Genomic DNA, 17,680 nt, shown 5'->3' with positions numbered 1-17,680 from the left:
ATTTCGACTCCGATTGTGGCGGGTCAGATTGCGTTGGCGCGCTCGCGTTGGCCCGAGGCGACCTCTAATCAGCTTCTTCAGTTGGTGATTCGTAGTGGGTCGAATAATGGTGCGTGGAATCAGTACACGGGTTATGGCGCACTGAGTCTGGACGGGTTGTTGGGGAGTGATCCTTCCCAGTATCCCGATGAGAATCCGCTGGCCGATAAGGGCGGCGGCTCGATGCCCACCCCGGCTGAGGTCCAGCACTACCTCGACGGCCTCGTTGGTATTGGAGAGATCCGATTGGATGATAGTTATGTGTATCGCGGGCTGGATGAAGAGGCGACCGTAAGAGAAGGCGTTAACGCGCATATTGGTACCAGCCCTGCCTATCACCGGAAGTGACCTCATGACGCCTACGCCTGACGTGCCTCGCCGCCCCCGCATGTTTGTGGGTGTGGTGGGGCGCGCCGCGCGCGTTCTCGCTACCGCTGCCTGTGCTCTTGCGTTGAGTGTGGGTGCTGTGGCTGTGTCTCCGTCTTCGGCTCGGGCTGATGATACGATTACGACTCAGGATTATTTCTCGTATTACAAGCTGGATCAGGCGCGTGCGAAGGGGTACACGGGTCAGGGTGTGACCATCGCGATGATCGATGGGCCGGTTGATACGAGTGCTCCTGAGTTGGCGGGGGCCAATATTACGGTGAAGACTCCGTGTGAGTATGAGGCGGCTAAGAGTACGAAGACTCATGCCACTGCTGTTGCGTCGGTGCTGGTGTCGAAAGACTATGGCGTAGCCCCTGACGCTACTCTTATCGCTTATTCGACTGCTTCTGTCGATGACAAGGAGTCGGAGGCGTGTAAGAAGGATAGTTTTGGCATTAAAGGTAGTGCTTTTGCTGCTATTGAGATGGCGATGAATGATGGGGCGCAGATTATCTCGATTTCTCGGTCGGAGAAGGACCATGATGTTGAGTTCTTGAACTGGGCGATTACTCGGGCGATGGCCCGCGGTGTCATTATTGTGGGTCCGATGGGTAATGATGCGCGGGATGAGAATGATGCGTCCTATGGCTGGTGGTCGGGGACTGTGGGTGTGTCTGCGATTGATGCCAGTGGTCAGTTGGCGAGTTATTCGTCGTGGGGTCAAGGAGTCGTCGCCGCGGGTATTGGTGGGCCTGTGAAGGCTCGCGACTATGAGACGGGCGCCATTAAGGATGTGCAGGGGACGTCTATTTCGACTCCGATTGTGGCGGGTCAGATTGCGTTGGCGCGCTCGCGTTGGCCTCAGGCCACCCCTAACCAGATCCTTCAGTTGGTGATTCGTAGTGGGTCGAATAATGGTGTGTGGAATCAGTACACGGGTTACGGTGCGCTGAGTCTGGACGGGTTGTTGGGGAGTGATCCTTCCCAGTATCCGGATGAGAATCCGCTGGCTGATAAGGGCGGCGGCTCCACCCCCACCCCGGCTGAGGTCCAGCAGTACCTTGACGGCCTCGTCCCCTTCATGGATGTGGTATTCGATGATAGTTACGTGTATCGCGGGCTGGATGAAGACGCAGCTGGCAATGAGTACGCTCCCAACGCTCATATTGGTACGAGTCCTGCCTATCACCGGAAGTGATCCGATGACGCCGACGCCTGACGCTCCCTACCGCCCCCGCAGGCTCGTGGGGTAAAACAGGGCGGGTATCAGTCGTGAGATACCGAGTGCCGCGCAGCCGGAAATCCCGGCCGCGCGGCACTCAGTGTGTGCGACTACTTCGCGGCGCGCAGGCGCAGCGAGTTGAGGACCACGAACACTGACGAACAGGCCATGGCGGCGCTCGCCAGCATGGGGGAGAGCAGACCCGCGATCGCGAGGGGCACCATCAACACGTTGTAGAAGAACGCCCAGAACAGGTTCTCCTTGATGATGCGCAGCGTCCGACGCGACACCCGGATCGCGGTCGCCGCCGAGGTCAGCGACGAGTTCATGAGCGTCATGTCCGCGACCTCGATCGCCACGTCTGTGCCCGAACCCATCGCGATACCCAGGCCCTTCGCACTCGCCTGCGCGAGAGCGGCCGCGTCGTTCACGCCGTCTCCCACCATCGCGACCGTGCGGCCCTCGGCCTGCAGGTCAGCGACGGTGTCGCGCTTGCCGTCGGGCAGGACGCCCGCGATGACACGCTCGATTCCGACCTGATCCGCGACGTGGCGGGCCGCCGCCTCGTTGTCGCCGGTCAGCAGGATCGGCTCGATGCCGAGCTCGCGCAGCTGAGCGATCGCATCCGCGGAGGACTCCTTGACCGTGTCGCGCACGATCAGTGCGGCGATCGCGCTGCCTTCGACGTGCTCGGGGATCACGAGCGCCGAGGCCTGCGCCCCCACGTGCTCGCCCGCACCCGGCGTGGTGCCCGGCTGGGTGGGGGTACCGGTATCCCCACCCGCGTTGCCGCCAGCCGCGGGTGCAGCGTCGGCGGTCGCGGCCTCAGATCGAGAGGTGATGGTGCCCGTGTAGCCGGCCGCGTTCACGACGGCCTCGAGCTCCTCGTCGCTGTGAGGGGCGGTGAGCGTGATGCGCGCGGATTCCGTCGCCAGGTTGACCTCGGCCTTGACGCCGTCGAGCTTGCCGAGCTTGCGTTCGACGCGGCGCACGCAGGACGCGCAGGTCATGCCGCCCACGCTCATGGTGAGCGTCGCCAGGGGAAGGTCGGCGTCCGGGCCGGGGAGCGCGACGGACGCGGGTGCCTCGGGCGTGGCGGCTGCCTCCGGGGTGGAGGACGCTGCGGAACCCAGGTTCGGCGCGAGGGCTGCGACGACCGCGGAGGCGCCCGAGGCCTCGGCCTCGCGCACGGCGTCGAGGAGGGAAGCGGGCACGTCGATGCCCAGGGAAGCCAGCCACGACGGTCGGCCGACCAGCACGCCGCCGCGGGCGGTCAAACCGACGACGCCGAGTCCGGGCTGGTTCGCGAACGCCGTCACGGGCTCCAGCGACAGGCCGCGATCCGTGGCGCCCGACGTGATCGCGCGGGCGACCGGGTGCTCGGAGAGGGACTCGACGGAGGCGGCCAGGGACAGAGCCGAGGCCTCGTCCACCTCAGGGGAGTCGCCCGCGGAGGCAGCTGCAACAGACTCAAGAGACATGACGCCGGTGGTGACCGTGCCCGTCTTGTCCAGCAGCATCGTGTCGATCGAGCGTGTCTGCTCGAGGATTTCCGCGTTCTTGATGAGGATGCCGAGCTGCGAGGCGCGTCCCGATCCGACGAGGATCGCGGTGGGTGTGGCCAGGCCGAGCGCGCACGGGCACGCCACGACCAGGACGGCGACGGCCGCCGTGAACGCCGCCTGCACGCTGCCGCCCGCGAGGAGCCAGCCAATCAGCGTCAGCAGGGAGACTGCGATGACGATGGGGACGAACACGCCGGAGATCTGGTCCGCGAGGCGCTGGACGGGGGCCTTGCCGGCCTGGGCCTCGGCGACCATGCGTCCGATCTGCGCGAGCGTCGTGTCCGAGCCGACGCGCGTGGCGCGCACCAGCAGGGATCCCCACGTGTTGACGGTCGCGCCCGTCACTGCGTCGCCGGGGGCGGCGTCCACGGGCACGGACTCGCCCGTCAGGAGCGAGGTGTCCAGGGCGGAGGAGCCCTCGACGATGATGCCGTCGGTTGCTACCTTCTCGCCCGGGCGCACCGCGAAGAGGTCGCCGACCTGCAGGGACGAGGCGGGAACGACGCTCTCCGTGCGCTCACCCGTCTCGGGGTCGATGCGCACGAGCGTCGCCTCCTTCGCGCCCATGCTCAGCAGCGAACGCAGCGCGTCGCCCGCGCGGTAGCGTGCGCGCGCCTCCAGGTAGCGTCCTGTCAGCAGGAAGACGACGATCATGCACGCGCCCTCGAAATAGATCTCCGCGTGGCCGGCGTGCGCCGCGCGCGGGATCAGGCTCATGTGCATGCGCATGCCGAGCATCCCGGCGCTGCCCCACAGCAGCGCCCACCAGCTCCACAGCGTCGAGGAGATGACGCCGAGCGAGACCAGGGTATCCATCGTCGTCGAGCCGTGACGGCCCGCCGCGAATGCCGCCCGGTGGAAGGGCCACGCACCCCACGTGACGACCGGGATCGAAGCTACCGCGACGACCCACTGCCACCCCGTGAACTGCCACGCGGGAACCATCGACAGGAGCATCGCGAGGATGCCGAGTGGCGCGGAGACGATGAGGCGTCGGCGCAGGTCGGCGGCGTGGGCGCGGGTGCCCTCGCCGACCTGGGGGGTGGGGGCCGAGGCCGGGGTGACCTCGTTCGAGGGGGCGGTGACGGTGTCGTTAGGTGTCACGGATTCGGTGGACATAGGTACCCTCCGGGGGTATGTATCAGGCGAAAGGAAACGAGGCCGGGGAAGGTGCCCCGGCCTCGTCGGTGAGGCGTGGAAAACCTCAGAAGTCGCGCGAGATGCCGACCAGCTTGAAGCCGGCCTCGGACACTGCATCGCTCAGCGCCGCGTCATCCAGGGGGGTGTCGGTTAGGACCGTCACCTTGGAGGTGGCGCCCGAGTTGAGGATCACGTCGACGTTCTTCACGCCGGGGATCTCGCTCAGCTCTTCGCTGACGCTCATCACGCAGTGACCGCAGGTCATGCCGTCGACGGACAGCTCAATGGTGCGATCGATCTCGGTGGTCATGATGTCTCCTTGAAATTAGGACTTGATGAGGCGCGCGATGGCCGCGGCCGCCTCGTCGACTTTGGCCTGCGCGGCCTCGTCGGATTCGCGCGCCGCCGTGACGACGCAGTGATTCATGTGGTCTTTGAGCAGGTTGACTGCAACGGAGTCGAGCGCGGACTGGACGGCCGAGACCTGCGTGAGGATGTCGATGCAGTAGTCGCCCTGCGAGATCATGCGCTGCAGGCCGCGGACCTGGCCCTCGATGCGGCGCAGGCGCGCGAGATGATTCTCGGTGTTGCCGTGGTAGCCGTGTTCGTTGCTCATGGAACTGAGGATACCTCTAGGGGGTATGGGTGTCAAGGGGGTGTCGTCAACGAGCGCTTCAAAGCCGACCTCGACGCCTACATCACGCACTGGAACACAACACGACGCCAAGTAAAGCTCAAGGGCCTGACCCCGGCAGAATACCGGGATCAGGCCCTACAGGAAGCCGCATAACGGCTACCATTAGACGCGTCCAAGTTTCGAGGCGCAGTTCACAATAACCCCCTGGGCAAACTCCACGACCTGGGCGGGGATACCCTCCTTGGCCAGGAGCATCTCACTCATCTCCACGGCCTGCTGGTGATGGGGGATCATCATCAGGGCAAACATGATGTCCGCGTCGTTGTCATCGGCGGAGATCTCCCCGTCCGCCTCAGTCGTCGCCATGGTGGTCTCGGTCGTCTCAGCGGTAGTCGTCGCAGTGCTGGTGGCCGAGGTGGTGGATCAGTGGACGGCGGTGGATGCCGGAGTAGGCGTGGCGTGTTCCTCCTTCGGACTGGTGGGAGCCAGGTGGGCCGGGTCCAGATCAATCCGGCGCAGCAGCTGAGCGTTAAGCGCCACCACAATCGTCGACAGCGACATCAACACCGCAGCAGCAGCCGGGGGAAGCAGAATGCCGCTAGAAGCGAGCACGCCGGCGGCCAGGGGCACGGACAAGATGTTGTAACCGGACGCCCAGATGAGGTTCTGGATCATCTTGCGGTAGCTGGCCTGCGAGAGCTCAATCATCGACAATATTGCCCGGGGATCGTCACTGGCCAGGACCACTCCGGCGGATTCCATTGCCACATCCGTGCCGGCCCCGATGGCGATGCCGACCTCGGCGCGGGCCAGGGCCGGGGCGTCGTTGACACCGTCGCCGACCATGGCCACGCTCAGGCCACGCTCCTGTAACTGGGTGACCTTGGTGTCCTTGTCCTGGGGCAGGACCTCGGCGAAGACCTCATCGATCCCCAGGTCCTGGCCAACCGCACGGGCCACCTGCTGCGCGTCACCGGTAATCATCGCGACCTTCACCCCGCGGTCCTGCAGGGCTTTCACAGCTGCGCGGGATTCGGGGCGGATCTTGTCCTCGACGGCCACCGCACCGATAATCTGACCGTCGCGGACAATATGGAGCACACCGGCCCCACGCCCGGTCCAGGCGCTGGTGGTGTCGGTGAGCTCGGCCGGGGTGGTGAGGTTGAACTCGCGCAGCATGTTCGGCCCGCCCACGAGGATCTCAGCGCCATCGACAGTGGCCCGGACCCCCCGGCCGGAGGCGGCGCTGAAACCAGTTGCACGGATTTGCCGACGAGAGGCCTCGGGATGGGCGGCCGCGGCCGCCACGATGGCGCGGGCCACGGGGTGCTCGCTGTCGGCCTCCGCGGCGGCGGCCAGGGCTAGCAGCTCGCCCTCGGTGACGCCGACAGTTGCCGCGACACCGGTGACCGCGTGCGCGCCCTCGGTCAGGGTGCCGGTTTTATCGAAGAGCACCACGTCGATGGTGCGCATCCGCTCGAGCGCCATCCGGTCCTTGATGAGCACCCCGGATTTCGCGGCCCGCTCGGTGGAGATCGCAATGACCAGCGGAATCGCCAGGCCCAAGGCGTGCGGGCAGGCGATGACCAGCACCGTGACCGTGCGCACCACGGCATCGTCCGGGCTGCCGATGGCGGTCCACACCACCGCGGTGATCAGAGCAGAGATCAGCGCGAACCAGAACAACAACGCCGCCGCCCGATCCGCCAGGGCCTGGGCCCGGGAGGAGGACTCCTGTGCGTCGGCAACCATGCGTTGGATCCCGGCCAAGGCGGTGTCCCCGCCGGTAGCCTCCACCCGGACGCGGACGGTGTTGTCGGTGGCCACGGTACCGGCGACCACCCTGTCACCGGTGTCGCGGAAGACGGGACGGGATTCGCCGGTAATCATCCCCTCATCGAATTCGGCGGCTCCGTCGAGGATGGTTCCGTCGGTCGGCACCCGGGCACCGGCCCTCACCAGCACGACGTCGCCGACGACCAGCTCGGAGATGTCCACGGTGCGGGTGGTCCCATCGATGACTTTCTCGGCCTCATCCGGCAGCAGGGCAGCCAGCGCGTCAAGCGCGGAGGATGCACCCCCGAGAGCGCGCATCTCCAGCCAGTGGCCCAGCAGCATGATGGTCACCAGCAGGGCCAGCTCCCACCAGAAGTCCAGGTCAAAACCGCCCAGCCCCAGAGTGGTGACCCAGGAGGCGACAAACGCCACTGTGATGGCCATGGCAATCAGGAGCATCATCCCGGGTTGGCGGGATTTCACTTCCTTCCATCCGCCCTTGAGGAAAGGCGTTCCGCCGTAGACGAAGATAATCGTGTCCAGTACCGGGGGAATCCAGGTGGATCCGGGGAATGCCGGGAGGGGGTAGCCGAGCAGGTGGGCGACCATGGGGCTGAAAATAACGACGGGAATGGACAGAATCAGTGACCACCAGAAGCGTTCCCGAAACATTGCGGTGCTGTGCCCGGCGTGTTCGCCGTGACCATGAACCTGGTGGTCTTCGTCCAGGACGGAGTGCGGGTGACCGTGGTGCATCGCCTGGCCGTGGGTGTCGGCATCTGCGTGATGTTCGTGCCTGGCATGATCCGGGTGGTGGGTGTGGTCTGTTTCCGGAGCGGGGTGATCACCATGGTGATCACCGGAATGGTGGGGAGTGCTCATGACGTTCCTTTCGCTCAACCCGGTCGGGGTCGAGATGATGGGTAAAAACGATCAGGATAAGATGATGTAGACGATACCCCTAGGGGGTATGGGTGTCAAGGGGTGTCGTCAACGAGCGCTGTGGGGGTGGCGACACGCATCCCCCAATGAGGCGCGCACCGGCCCGAGCCCGCTTAGGGTGGAGGCAGCACACAGGTAAGGAGGGGACATGAAGCGACGCCCGCGTCGGCGCTACCGCGCAATCCGCCGTGTCCCCCAGGCCTACCCCGGCCTCTACCTGCGCCTCAAAGTCGCGCCCATCGTCCCCGCCCTCGCGGCCACGGTCGCCGTCGGTGCCCTCGCGGACATCTCCGCCCTGCCGCAGGACGTTCGCACCCGCGCACGTACCCTCTCTGACGACATGGGTACCGCCATCAGCGAAAAATCGCAGCGAATCTTCTTTGATACCCCTGGCCTCGACACCCTCCTCATCCGCTCCTTCTCGCACGTCGCTCGGCGCACCGCGACCGTGGGGCGCGCGTGGGCGCGAGCGGTCGTCGCGCTCGGCGCGGACAAGGACGGGCGCATGGCCCGCATGCTGCCCCTCATCCCCAGGCGCGGATACGACGCCCTCATGACCGGCATGCTGACGATCGGCACCGCCGTGGGCGCGCTGCGCGGCGGCGAGGTCCACGTCGCCCTGCTGCGCGACTCCGACGCCGACCCCGCTTTTCAAGACCCGCTCCCCGGCCACCCCGAAGCCCAAATCCGCCGCGTCGACGCGCCCGAACAGCTCTCCGACATGTGCGCCGACATCGACGAGCTCTACTGGTCGCGCACCATCGGCCCCGCCGTCAAAATCACCCGCGTCGGCGCAGGCGAGGCGCGCCGCTGGCTCCTCTCCCTGGTCGGCACCGAATCCATGACCTGGCGCTCGACGAATAATCCGGCCGACGTCGAGACAAACATCCGCCTCATGCTCGGCCTCGAAAGTGCGATGAGCGTCGGCGTCGTGCGCGCCCTCCACGCCGCCATGGAACGCGACGGCGTGCCCGCCGAGCAGTGGACGCGCGAACCCGTCCTCATCTGCGGCCACTCCCAGGGCGGGATCGTTGCCGCCGCCCTCGCCTCTGTCCCGCCCGACGAGGCCGGGATCAACATCGCCGGAATCCTCTCCACGGGCGGCCCCAACCGGCGCATCCGCGTGCGCCCCGACGTGGTGACCGTCGCCGTCACCCACGACCAAGACGTCATGCCGAGCCTCGACGGCTCGCCCGACCGCGCCCCCGATCGGCGCGTCACCGTCGGACGTAGCCTCGTGAGGCCTCGTACCCGCCCCCTCTACTACGCGCACTCCTCCTCCACCTACACGGAAACCGTGCGCCTCCTCGAGCGCAAGGTCCGCGTGACCCCGTGGGGTCGGCTGGCCTCGTCGATGGCGGCCCTGCAGGATTTCCTGCCCGCTCCGGGCGAGGCCACGCGCGTCATGCACTTTGAGATCTGGCAGGACATCCTCACCCCCACCGCCGAAGGCACGTGGGACACGGTCGCCGCGCTCGAACGAGCCAGCTCCTACGAACCTGCCACCTACCACATCGACTACGCGGCCACGGCCCCCCGCCTGCCGCGCATCGCCCGAGCCAGGCGCCGCGCGAGTATTCCCGCGCGCCTCTCCTCCGCCCTCTCCTCCCTCAGAAAGGACAGGTCATGACCGACCCCAACGCCCCGCTGCGCGAGGTGCGCCGATGGATGCGCGTCTCGACCCCCGTCAACAAGGCCGCCTCCTCCGGCCTGCGCGGACGGCTCCCGCAGATTGCCGGGCCCCTCATGATCGGCGCGCTCGGCGTGGGCGCCCTGGGTGCGGGCATCGCGTGGCGCGCCCTGTCCTCCACGCGCGGCACTGGTCGCACCCAGCGCTTCGTCGACCTCGTGACCGCCGCTCTTGAGTCGGGTTTCCCTGTGCGTGCGCACGAGGCTGGTGCGGGTGAGGCCCGCGCGCCGCGCCGCGTCGTCCACGTCGAGGTCGGCGAGGGCTTTGGTCGTCCCTCCCTCGTGTCCATCGACGTCGTCGTGTCTGCTGCCGATGTTCTGTCGCAGCGCGAGGTCGCCACGCGCGCCCTCGACGCGATCACCCGCGTGACCTGGAACAACGATGAAATGGCGCCCGTCAGCGTGCGTGCCCGCGTCCTCCTCGCCCACGACGAGGCCGGCGACCTCGAGGCCCCCGGCGCGCAGACCGACACGGTTGTCGACATGAGCGCCCTCGGCTTCGCAGACGAGATCGCGCGCCCCGACGAACTCTACGACCGCTACGGCGCTCCCGACTGCGACCCCACGTGGAGGCCGTGACCGGCAGCTGAGAGTCGGCCTCGTCGATCCAGGGCAGAAACGGCAAAGGGCGGCGAGGCGCGAAACCCGCGCACCCGCCGCCCTTCGCGAATAGAGCTCAGGCCTCCCAGCGCGCCAAGCGCTCGGACAAGCCGACGTAGGTTGCGGGGGTCAGCGCCAGGAGGCGCTCCTCCACCTCGGCCGGCAGACCCAGGCCCGCGATGAACTCACGCATGTCGCGCTCACCCACCTCGTGGCCGCGCGTCAGCTCCTTGAGGCGCTCGTACGGGTTCGCCATGCCGGTCGCGCCCGCGATCGCGGCGGCGCGCATCGCCTGCTGGACGGCCTCGCCGAGCACCGCCCAATTCGCGTCCAAATCCTGCGCCATGCGAGCCGCGTTAATCTCGATGCCATCCAGGCCACGCACCAGGTTGTCGTAGGCCAGCACCGCGTGACCGAACGCGACGCCCACGTTGCGCTGCGTCGTCGAATCCGTCAGGTCGCGCTGCATGCGGCTGGTCACCAGCGTCGACGCCAGCGAATCCAGCAGCGCGTTCGACACCTCCAGGTTCGCCTCCGCGTTCTCGAAGCGGATCGGGTTGACCTTGTGCGGCATCGTCGACGAGCCCGTCGAGCCCTGTGCCGCCAGGTTCTGGTGGAAGTAATCCATCGAAATGTACGTCCACGCGTCCGTCGCCAGGTTGTGGGCGATGCGGCCCGCGCGCGCCACGTCCGCGTACAGCTCGGCCTGCCAGTCGTGCGACTCGATCTGCGTGGTCAGCGGGTTCCACGTCAGGCCCAGGCCCTCCACGAAAGAGCGAGCCAGCGTCGGCCAATCCGCGCCCGGCACCGACACGACGTGCGCGGCCCACGTGCCCGTCGCGCCGTTGATCTTGCCCAGGTACTCCGTGGCCTCGACGCGCTTGATCTGGCGGGACAGGCGGTGCGCGAACACAGCCATCTCCTTGCCGATCGTCACCGGCGTCGCCGGCTGTCCGTGCGTGTGCGCGAGCATCGGGACCGCCGCCCCGGCCTCGGCGAGGCCACGCAGGCGATCCAGGAGCGCGCGGATCGACGGCAGCCACACCTGCTCGGTCGCCGCCTTGATCGTCAGCGCGTACGCCAGGTTGTTGATGTCCTCGGAGGTGCAGAAGATGTGGACGACCTCGCGCAGGGACGGCAGATTCGTGCCCTCACCCAGCTTGTCGGAGGCAGCCTCGAGGTATTCGCCGATCAGGTACTCGACGGCCTTGACGTCGTGGCGGGTAACCGCCTCGAACTCGCCCAGGCGCTGGATGTGCTCGGCGCCGAAATCGCGGGGGAGCGCGCGCAGGTAATCGCGCTCCGCGTCCGTCAGCGTCGGGGCGCCCGGCAGGACCGAATTGTCGAGCAGGAAAATCAGCCACTCGATCTCGACGTGGACGCGCGCGCGGTTCAGGCCCGCCTCGGACAGGTAGTTCGCCAGGGGCGAGGCCACCGCGCGGTAGCGGCCGTCCAGCGGGCTGAGCGGTTCACCCCCGCCCGCCAGGTCCGAATAGCCGTGGGCAGTGGAGAACAGTGTCATCGTGTCGCTCATACCCCTATCTTCCCAGAACGAGGGGCCTTCGGGATGCCGAGTCCGCGCGGCGGTTCGTGGCATGGGTAACGACGAGGCCGGGGGTGGGCGGGCGGGCGCGTGACGGCCCCGGGCGTGTCGTCCACAGGGGTTGGCAGCGCCGGGAAGTTATCCACAGGGGTCGCCGTGCGAGTGGTGGTGGGGGAGCGCGCAGGCGTAGCGTGCAAGGACAAGCAACGATTCTTCCAACGATGGGAGCCGACCATGATCCCCGATCCCCTCAGCCCCAGCCTGTCCCTGCACGCAGCCCACGGCCTCGTCGATAGCCTGCGTGGGGCGCTCGCGGGTGCCACGTGCCCACAGTGGGTCGGGGTCGCGGGAGACTCCTACCGCAGCCGACACGGCGAGGTGATCGCGAGCGTTCAGGGAGTCCTCGACCAGATCCAGGCCGCCCTCGACCTCGTCCCCTCCTTCGACGAGGAACGCAACCGAGCCCTCGCCAGCGCGCTCGCCGACGCTTCCATCTCCCAGCCCGAACTTGTCATGCTGGGAGCGTGGTGACCATGGCATTCGACCCGCGCCGCGACGTCACCGTCAACTCGGGAGCATTTCGCGTCGACGTCGACGAACTATGTGCCGCGCACACCCTTATCAGCGGCGAGGAGGCGCTCTCGATCGTGCCCGCCAGGCTCGCGCTCGACGCCGCCCTCGGTGAGGCGGACGCGGTATCCGGGCTCATCCCCGAGGCCTCCGCGCGCCTCGCGTCCGCGATCACGGGCGCCCTGTCCGCCCTCAACTCGCTCGAGACCGAGATCGACTCCCTGCGGTGGAAGCTGCAGGACACCGCCCTCACATACGCGAACGCTGAGAACGGCTCATCCCTGTGGGAGCTCGTGCCCGGCAGCCCGATGGGACCGCAGCTGAGCGCGCAGGGCCTCGGCCCAATGGTCATGGGGCCCGCCGGCCTCGTGCTCACCGGAGCCTCGGCGCTCGTTCACGGCGCGCAAGACGCCTCCGCGCGCGCCGGTGCGCCGTGGCTGCCCACCCTCCTCATGCCCGGTCTTTCATCGTTAGTCGCGGAAAAAGACCTGTGCGACACCGTGATCGACGGGCTGCTCTTCAAGTACCACGTGGACGAGGCGTCGGGCGCGCGCTTCCAACGCGACCTTGGCAGGTTCGCCCTGGACGTCAACTCCCTTCCTGCGTTCCGAGGCGTCGCGCAGTCACTGGCCGGGCTGGGAGTGAGCCAGGACCTGAACTCGACGTCCACCCAATCCGCGTCCGGCGTCGCCGCGCTGGTTGCACCCCTGTTCGCCTACCTGGGATGCGCCGACCTCCGTCTCGGCCACGGCCTCAGCTGCGGGATCATCGTCCGAGGCGCGGACGGGGACACCCGCGTGCGCACCAACGGCCTCGGATCCCGCATTCCTTCAAACGTCCTCGACGCGCGCAGCCGATCCGCGCTCGCGGCCATGCCCGAGGCCGCCCCCGACACCCACTACGAAGGCGTCACCACCAGCGCGGATGCCATCGAGCACATCACCGAGATGCACGGGGGAGACGCCGACAACGGCGAGATTGCCATCGAGGAACACGTAACGGTGGGGGAGGACGGGGCGACGACGCGCTCGTGGACCGTCGACATCCGAGGCACCCAATCCTTCGCCATTGGGCAGTCGGGTCCCCAGGACATGACCACTAACCTGCAGGGCGTCGCCGGCATGAACTCGGACCAGCTCGACGCCATTAAAGAGGCCATGAACGCGGCAGGCATCGCCCCGGGCGAGGCCGTCGAATTTGCCGGACACTCCCAGGGAGGAATCATGGCGGCCCAAATGGCCGCAGACCCTTGCGTGCGCGCACGCTACAACGTTGTCTCCGTCGTCACCGCCGGCTCACCCACCGCGACAATCGCGCCTAGCGACGTGCCCGTCCTCGCCTACGAAAACTCCGGCGACATCGTCCCCGGCTTGGACGGCAACGCCACGAGCGGGGACAACGTCACGACCGTCATGTTCCACGACTACGAGGCCACGTGCCACGCCGATGACCCCGTGCCCTGCTCGCACAGCGCGCCCCTGTACGTCGACGAAATCAGGAGCACCCTGAACGCCGCCCGGGCCTCGTCCGACCCCGGCCTCGGCGCACTGGCGGCCGCCGAGGCCCGCCGCACCCAGGCCCTCGGCCTCACCCCGGGCACCCAGACCACCATCCACCACTACCAAACGAGGCGCATCACCCAGGGGTGACACGCCTCGAGAAAGGGGGCAGAGCGGATCAGTCGCGCTCGTCCTTCTTATCGCGTAGCAGGCCCGAGACGATCGAGGACACCACGGAGGTGATAACCGCGCCCGCCAGGCACGACAAGAAACCACCCGTCGTCATAGGGAATCCAAGCGACGTGGACAGCCAGCCCGTCAGCGCAAACAGCAGCGAGTTCGTCACCAGGGCAAACAGGCCAAACGTCAGCACATACAGGGGGAATGCCAGTGTCTTCACAACAGGCTTAATGATCGAGTTCACCGCCGTGAACACCAAGGCGACGACCGCAAAGACGATCACCGTCTGCGAGGCCGACGACGCCTCGATCGAAATCGACGGAACCACGTGGACCGTGACCCACAGTCCGGCCATCGTGGCTAAAAGACGTGCAATGAAATCCATTGCTTCATTCTTGCGCAGTGGGACGATGCTTGCACGTGCCAATTCCATGGGATAGGACTACACACATGACCAACCTGCGCATTCGTCCCGCCGTCGCCGCCCTGCCCCGCTACGTGCCGAGCATGACGGCCCCCGGCGCCGTCAAGATCTCCTCGAACGAAATGCCGACGCCTCCCAGCCCCGCCGTGCTCGAAGCGATCGCCCGCGAACTCGAGACGATCAACCGCTACCCCGACCTGACGGCCGCGCCCCTGCGCGAAGCCCTCGCGAAGCGCTTTGGTGTCGGCGCCGACCAGGTGTGCGTGGGCACCGGCTCCTCGGCGATCCTCGTCGCCGCCCTCTCCGCCGTCTGCCAGCCCGGCACACAGGTCATCTACCCCTGGCGCTCCTTCGAGTCCTACCCGATCGCCGTTCCCTCCGTGGGCGGCGACCCCGTGCCCGTGGAGCTCCTCCCCGACGGCACCCACGACCTGGACGCCATGCGCGCCGCGATCACGTCCGACACCGTCGCCGTCATCGTCTGCTCGCCCAACAACCCGACGGGTCCCGCCCTCACCTACGAGGAAATCGCCGCGTTCGTCGCCGACGTCCCCGACGACGTCATGATCATCGTCGACGAGGCCTACATCGACTTCGCGACCAAGCCCGGCGTACGCACCGCGGTTCCCCTCATCGAGGAGCACCCCAACGTCATCGTCATGCGCACCTTCTCCAAGGCCCACGCCCTCGCGGGTGTGCGCGTCGGCTACGCCATCGGCGAGGCCAAGGTGATCGGCGCGATCCAGGCCCTCCTCGTGCCCTTCGGCGTCAACTCCCTCGCGCTCGCCGCGGCCCTCGCCTCCCTGAAGGACTCCGAGGGCGTGGCGCGCGCAGTCGCCGAGATCATCGCCGAACGCGAGCGCATCATACCGGCGCTGCGCGGCCTCGGATACGACATCCCCGACAGCCAGTCGAACTTCTACCTGATCCGAGGAGACGTCTACGGCCTCGTCGAAGCGTGCGCGCGCGTGGGCCTCATCGTGCGCCCCTTCAGCGTGGGCGTGCGCGTCTCGGTTGGCTCGCGCGAGCAGAACGACCTCTTCCTGTCCATCGCCACCGAATTTGCGCGCACCTCGGGCATCGGCGCGTAGGGGCCGTGTGCGAATGGGCGCGCCCGACGAATCGGACGCGCCCATACACCCGCCGCAGCGCGGTGATTACGGGATCAACAGGGAGACGATCAGGAGCAGCGACCAACCGAGCTCGCTATAGCCGATCAGCTTGGGCGAGATCGGGCGCGCCCGCTTCCGGCTGATCGTCGGCATCACCCACGCGCGGGCCGTCAGCAACGCCCACATGAGGACCGGCCAGATCGTGAGCGCTCCGAACCACCACGCCGCGGCCGCGCCCAGGGTGAACGCCGCGTGCAGCAGCGTCGAACCCACCGCCCAGCGCGGATCCCTGCGTCCCCGGATCATCGAACGCACCAGCGGAACCGTGCCGATGTAGTGCAGACCGAACGCGGCGCACGTCGCCCACGCGTGGATCGACACCGCGGCCGGAGAACCATCCGCAACCGCCAGCGAGAACGCCACGGGACCCATGATGTTACCCGCCAGAATCGACGCCGCGCGAGCCCCCAGGGAGCGCTCGCGGCCCTTCCACACAAGGTAGAGCGCCGACGAGGCCAGGGGTGCGAAAGCGATCGCCCACCACAGCAGCTGCGGACGCACCGCCAGCAGGGTGGCGCCGGGGAGCGCCGCGAGGACGGCGTAGGTGATGACCGCGGGAGCAATTCGAGCGCGGCGCTTCGCGGGCGTCTTCACCCACAAGCACACGGCCGAAAACATCTGGAACGCCATCGCCCACGCCACCAGCATGAGCACGACCGTCCACGAGAAGGAGTAGGACAGCGCCCACCCGAGCAGCGGCGGGAAAGCCATCATCGTCCACGCGCCGTGCTGATCGGAGATCCAGCCGTCGCGGGCGAGCTTACGCATGTGGGGGTTGTTGTGGTGGCGCGGCTTCGGGCGCCCCTGGGGACGCGCCGGTGCGCGGTCGGTGGCGGTCCCTGGGGCGTGTGCGGAACCATCACCCCCGGTGCGTTCGGGCGGTCTCTGAGTCTGCGGCGCTGCACTGTGCATAGCCTTAGCTTAGTGAAGTGGTCTTGTGAGGCTCAATACTGAGCTGATCACAACGTGAGATGGGGAAGGGAAAATTTCAACAATCGGTGAAATATGGGGGGCATGTCCACATCAGACGCAGTCACAACTCAATCTCCGACCCTGTCCTCCGAGGACCGCAGTGCGCGCATCGCCGTCACGGTCTTCCCGCTGCTGATCCTGGCGGCCTTCGCGATCGCAATGATCACGCCCGCCACCTTCAAGCCGCTGGCCCCCGGCGTGAACTGGGCGCTCGGCGTCATCATGTTCGGCATGGGCCTGACCCTCACGCTGCCCGACTTCGGACTCATCGTCAAGCGTCCTCTGCCCGTGCTCGTGGGCGTCGTCGCCCAGTACCTGATCATGCCCCTCGTCGGTTGGGCCCTGTGCTACGTGTTCCGCCTCCCCGACGCGGTCGCCGTCGGCGTCATCCTCGTCGGCTGCGCGCCCGGTGGCACGGCCTCGAACGTGATCTCCTACCTGGCGAAGGCGGACGTCGCCCTATCGGTCACCATGACCTCGATCTCGACGCTGCTCGCGCCCCTCATGACGCCGCTGCTCACCGCCTGGCTGGTGGGTTCGCGTATGCCGGTTGATGGTGCGGCCATGGCGAAGAACATCCTCCTGATGGTCCTCGCCCCCGTCCTGGGTGGCTTTATCGTGCGCTTCGTTGCGGGCAAGCTCGTGGAGAAGATCCTGCCGATCCTGCCCTGGATCTCCGTGCTGGGCATCTGCTACGTGCTCCTGGTCGTCGTGTCGGGTTCCGTCGACAAGATCCTGACGTCCGGCGCCCTCATCATCGCCGTGGTCATCTGCCACAACCTGCTCGGCTACCTCTTCGGCTATCTGGCCGGACGCGTCGGCCGCGGCTCCGACAAGGCTGCGCGCACGACCGCGATCGAGGTCGGCATGCAGAACTCGGCGCTGGCCGCGACGCTGGCAAAGACCCACTTCGCCTCCACCCCGGAGACTGCGCTCCCGGCAGCCGTGTTCTCCGTGTGGCACAACCTCTCCGGCGCGCTGCTGGCGATGTTCTTCCGTCGCTGGAAGAACGGCGGAGCGGCCTGAATCGACGAGGCCGGGGCGGGGCGAGCACTCATCCCCAGTTCCGGTTCTTGACTGAGTAGATAGCGAGAGGGGGGGCGGCCCGTTGGGGCCGCCCCCTTCCGCGTCCTGCGAGCGCGTTACTCGTGTGCGCATGTTGCTCGTGTGAGCGCGGCCCTCGTGTGTTCGCGGTGTTGTCCCCCTCCTCGCGCGTTTTCGCCGGGGCGGCCCCCTCCTCGTGCGTGCCCACCGGGGCGGCCCACTCCTCGTGCGTGCCCACCGGGGCGGCCCACTCCTCGTGCGTGCCCACCGGGGCGGCCCACTCCTCGTGCGTGCCCA

15 protein-coding genes and 2 pseudogenes are annotated in these 17,680 nt (G+C 67.4%); 9 read left to right on the top strand and 8 right to left on the bottom strand.

The window, feature by feature from the left end; translation table 11 throughout:
* Both QP415_RS10075 and QP415_RS10070 read left to right on the top strand, forming a co-directional pair.
* A pseudogene (locus tag QP415_RS10075) lies at nucleotides 1-387 on the top strand (alkaline protease); the annotation flags it as partial.
* Between the two features lie 4 nt (nucleotides 388-391).
* Entirely contained in the window at nucleotides 392-1,606 is a 1,215-nt protein-coding gene (locus QP415_RS10070) for a S8 family peptidase (protein WP_285099923.1), read from the top strand.
* Nucleotides 1,607-1,740: 134 nt separating this feature from the next.
* On the opposite strand, the gene QP415_RS10065 is transcribed toward QP415_RS10070, so the two are convergent.
* From QP415_RS10065 to QP415_RS10055, 3 genes are all read right to left on the bottom strand, one after another.
* Complete coding sequence (locus QP415_RS10065; RefSeq protein ID WP_285099922.1) at nucleotides 1,741-4,314, bottom strand: heavy metal translocating P-type ATPase; 2,574 nt, start codon at nucleotides 4,312-4,314, stop codon at nucleotides 1,741-1,743.
* 85 nt (nucleotides 4,315-4,399) lie between these two features.
* Nucleotides 4,400-4,645, bottom strand: a complete 246-nt coding sequence (locus QP415_RS10060; RefSeq protein WP_009054619.1) for a heavy-metal-associated domain-containing protein — start codon at nucleotides 4,643-4,645, stop codon at nucleotides 4,400-4,402.
* A gap of 15 nt (nucleotides 4,646-4,660) precedes the next feature.
* Nucleotides 4,661-4,951: a metal-sensitive transcriptional regulator gene (locus tag QP415_RS10055; protein WP_009054594.1), complete on the bottom strand. Its 291-nt coding sequence runs from the start codon at nucleotides 4,949-4,951 to the stop codon at nucleotides 4,661-4,663.
* On the opposite strand from QP415_RS10055, the gene QP415_RS10050 reads away from it, so the two are divergent.
* Complete coding sequence (locus tag QP415_RS10050; protein WP_285099921.1) at nucleotides 4,910-5,125, top strand: IS3 family transposase; 216 nt, start codon at nucleotides 4,910-4,912, stop codon at nucleotides 5,123-5,125. The genes QP415_RS10055 and QP415_RS10050 overlap by 42 nt on opposite strands.
* Before the next feature lie 9 nt (nucleotides 5,126-5,134).
* On the opposite strand, the pseudogene QP415_RS10045 reads toward QP415_RS10050, so the two are convergent.
* Together QP415_RS10045 and QP415_RS10040 are read right to left on the bottom strand one after the other, a co-directional pair.
* A pseudogene (locus QP415_RS10045) lies at nucleotides 5,135-5,365 on the bottom strand (DUF305 domain-containing protein); the annotation flags it as partial.
* 30 nt (nucleotides 5,366-5,395) lie between these two features.
* Nucleotides 5,396-7,420, bottom strand: a complete 2,025-nt coding sequence (locus QP415_RS10040; RefSeq protein WP_306559682.1) for a copper-translocating P-type ATPase — start codon at nucleotides 7,418-7,420, stop codon at nucleotides 5,396-5,398.
* 418 nt (nucleotides 7,421-7,838) lie between these two features.
* Here QP415_RS10040 and QP415_RS10035 point away from each other — a divergent pair, with 418 nt between their 5' ends.
* Together QP415_RS10035 and QP415_RS10030 are read left to right on the top strand one after the other, a co-directional pair.
* Entirely contained in the window at nucleotides 7,839-9,320 is a 1,482-nt protein-coding gene (locus QP415_RS10035; protein WP_285099919.1) for an alpha/beta hydrolase, read from the top strand.
* Nucleotides 9,317-9,958 carry a pyridine nucleotide-disulfide oxidoreductase gene (locus tag QP415_RS10030; RefSeq protein WP_285099918.1) on the top strand — a complete coding sequence of 214 codons (642 nt, stop codon included), beginning with the start codon at nucleotides 9,317-9,319 and terminating at the stop codon, nucleotides 9,956-9,958. The genes QP415_RS10035 and QP415_RS10030 overlap by 4 nt, the downstream gene beginning before the upstream one ends.
* A gap of 97 nt (nucleotides 9,959-10,055) precedes the next feature.
* On the opposite strand, the gene purB is transcribed toward QP415_RS10030, so the two are convergent.
* Nucleotides 10,056-11,513: an adenylosuccinate lyase gene (purB, locus tag QP415_RS10025; RefSeq protein WP_285099917.1), complete on the bottom strand. Its 1,458-nt coding sequence runs from the start codon at nucleotides 11,511-11,513 to the stop codon at nucleotides 10,056-10,058.
* A gap of 243 nt (nucleotides 11,514-11,756) precedes the next feature.
* On the opposite strand from purB, the gene QP415_RS10020 reads away from it, so the two are divergent.
* Together QP415_RS10020 and QP415_RS10015 are read left to right on the top strand one after the other, a co-directional pair.
* Complete coding sequence (locus QP415_RS10020) at nucleotides 11,757-12,053, top strand: hypothetical protein (RefSeq protein ID WP_285099916.1); 297 nt, start codon at nucleotides 11,757-11,759, stop codon at nucleotides 12,051-12,053.
* 2 nt (nucleotides 12,054-12,055) lie between these two features.
* Nucleotides 12,056-13,741, top strand: coding sequence for an alpha/beta hydrolase (locus tag QP415_RS10015; RefSeq protein ID WP_285099915.1), 1,686 nt, complete (start codon nucleotides 12,056-12,058; stop codon nucleotides 13,739-13,741).
* 28 nt (nucleotides 13,742-13,769) lie between these two features.
* Here the strand turns inward: QP415_RS10015 and QP415_RS10010 are convergent, their stop codons facing one another.
* Nucleotides 13,770-14,156 carry a phage holin family protein gene (locus tag QP415_RS10010; RefSeq protein WP_048677013.1) on the bottom strand — a complete coding sequence of 129 codons (387 nt, stop codon included), beginning with the start codon at nucleotides 14,154-14,156 and terminating at the stop codon, nucleotides 13,770-13,772.
* A 65-nt stretch (nucleotides 14,157-14,221) separates the two neighbouring features.
* Here QP415_RS10010 and hisC point away from each other — a divergent pair, with 65 nt between their 5' ends.
* Complete coding sequence (gene hisC / locus QP415_RS10005) at nucleotides 14,222-15,286, top strand: histidinol-phosphate transaminase (protein ID WP_285099914.1); 1,065 nt, start codon at nucleotides 14,222-14,224, stop codon at nucleotides 15,284-15,286.
* 66 nt (nucleotides 15,287-15,352) lie between these two features.
* Here hisC and QP415_RS10000 read toward each other — a convergent pair whose 3' ends face one another.
* On the bottom strand, nucleotides 15,353-16,135 hold the full coding sequence (locus tag QP415_RS10000) for a YwiC-like family protein (RefSeq protein WP_285099912.1): 783 nt from the start codon (nucleotides 16,133-16,135) through the stop codon (nucleotides 15,353-15,355).
* A 246-nt stretch (nucleotides 16,136-16,381) separates the two neighbouring features.
* Here QP415_RS10000 and QP415_RS09995 point away from each other — a divergent pair, with 246 nt between their 5' ends.
* Nucleotides 16,382-17,365 (top strand): bile acid:sodium symporter family protein, encoded by a 984-nt coding sequence (locus QP415_RS09995; RefSeq protein WP_016460576.1) that lies wholly within the window; start codon nucleotides 16,382-16,384, stop codon nucleotides 17,363-17,365.
* Nucleotides 17,366-17,680 lie beyond the last annotated feature (315 nt).

This window comes from Pauljensenia sp. UMB3104, from assembly GCF_030217285.1.
Taxonomy (GTDB): Bacteria; Actinomycetota; Actinomycetes; order Actinomycetales; family Actinomycetaceae; genus Pauljensenia.
This window is presented reverse-complemented; position numbering and strand designations above follow the sequence as displayed.

Coding starts and splice junctions, on each gene's coding strand:
- QP415_RS10070 (WP_285099923.1), top strand. CDS start 392: ATGACGCCTACGCCTGACGTGCCTCGCCGCCCCCGCATGTTTGTGGGT.
- QP415_RS10065 (WP_285099922.1), bottom strand. CDS start 4,314: ATGTCCACCGAATCCGTGACACCTAACGACACCGTCACCGCCCCCTCG.
- QP415_RS10060 (WP_009054619.1), bottom strand. CDS start 4,645: ATGACCACCGAGATCGATCGCACCATTGAGCTGTCCGTCGACGGCATG.
- QP415_RS10050 (WP_285099921.1), top strand. CDS start 4,910: ATGATTCTCGGTGTTGCCGTGGTAGCCGTGTTCGTTGCTCATGGAACT.
- QP415_RS10055 (WP_009054594.1), bottom strand. CDS start 4,951: ATGAGCAACGAACACGGCTACCACGGCAACACCGAGAATCATCTCGCG.
- QP415_RS10040 (WP_306559682.1), bottom strand. CDS start 7,420: ATGTTTCGGGAACGCTTCTGGTGGTCACTGATTCTGTCCATTCCCGTC.
- QP415_RS10035 (WP_285099919.1), top strand. CDS start 7,839: ATGAAGCGACGCCCGCGTCGGCGCTACCGCGCAATCCGCCGTGTCCCC.
- QP415_RS10030 (WP_285099918.1), top strand. CDS start 9,317: ATGACCGACCCCAACGCCCCGCTGCGCGAGGTGCGCCGATGGATGCGC.
- purB (WP_285099917.1), bottom strand. CDS start 11,513: ATGAGCGACACGATGACACTGTTCTCCACTGCCCACGGCTATTCGGAC.
- QP415_RS10020 (WP_285099916.1), top strand. CDS start 11,757: ATGATCCCCGATCCCCTCAGCCCCAGCCTGTCCCTGCACGCAGCCCAC.
- QP415_RS10015 (WP_285099915.1), top strand. CDS start 12,056: ATGGCATTCGACCCGCGCCGCGACGTCACCGTCAACTCGGGAGCATTT.
- QP415_RS10010 (WP_048677013.1), bottom strand. CDS start 14,156: ATGGATTTCATTGCACGTCTTTTAGCCACGATGGCCGGACTGTGGGTC.
- hisC (WP_285099914.1), top strand. CDS start 14,222: ATGACCAACCTGCGCATTCGTCCCGCCGTCGCCGCCCTGCCCCGCTAC.
- QP415_RS10000 (WP_285099912.1), bottom strand. CDS start 16,135: ATGCGTAAGCTCGCCCGCGACGGCTGGATCTCCGATCAGCACGGCGCG.
- QP415_RS09995 (WP_016460576.1), top strand. CDS start 16,382: ATGTCCACATCAGACGCAGTCACAACTCAATCTCCGACCCTGTCCTCC.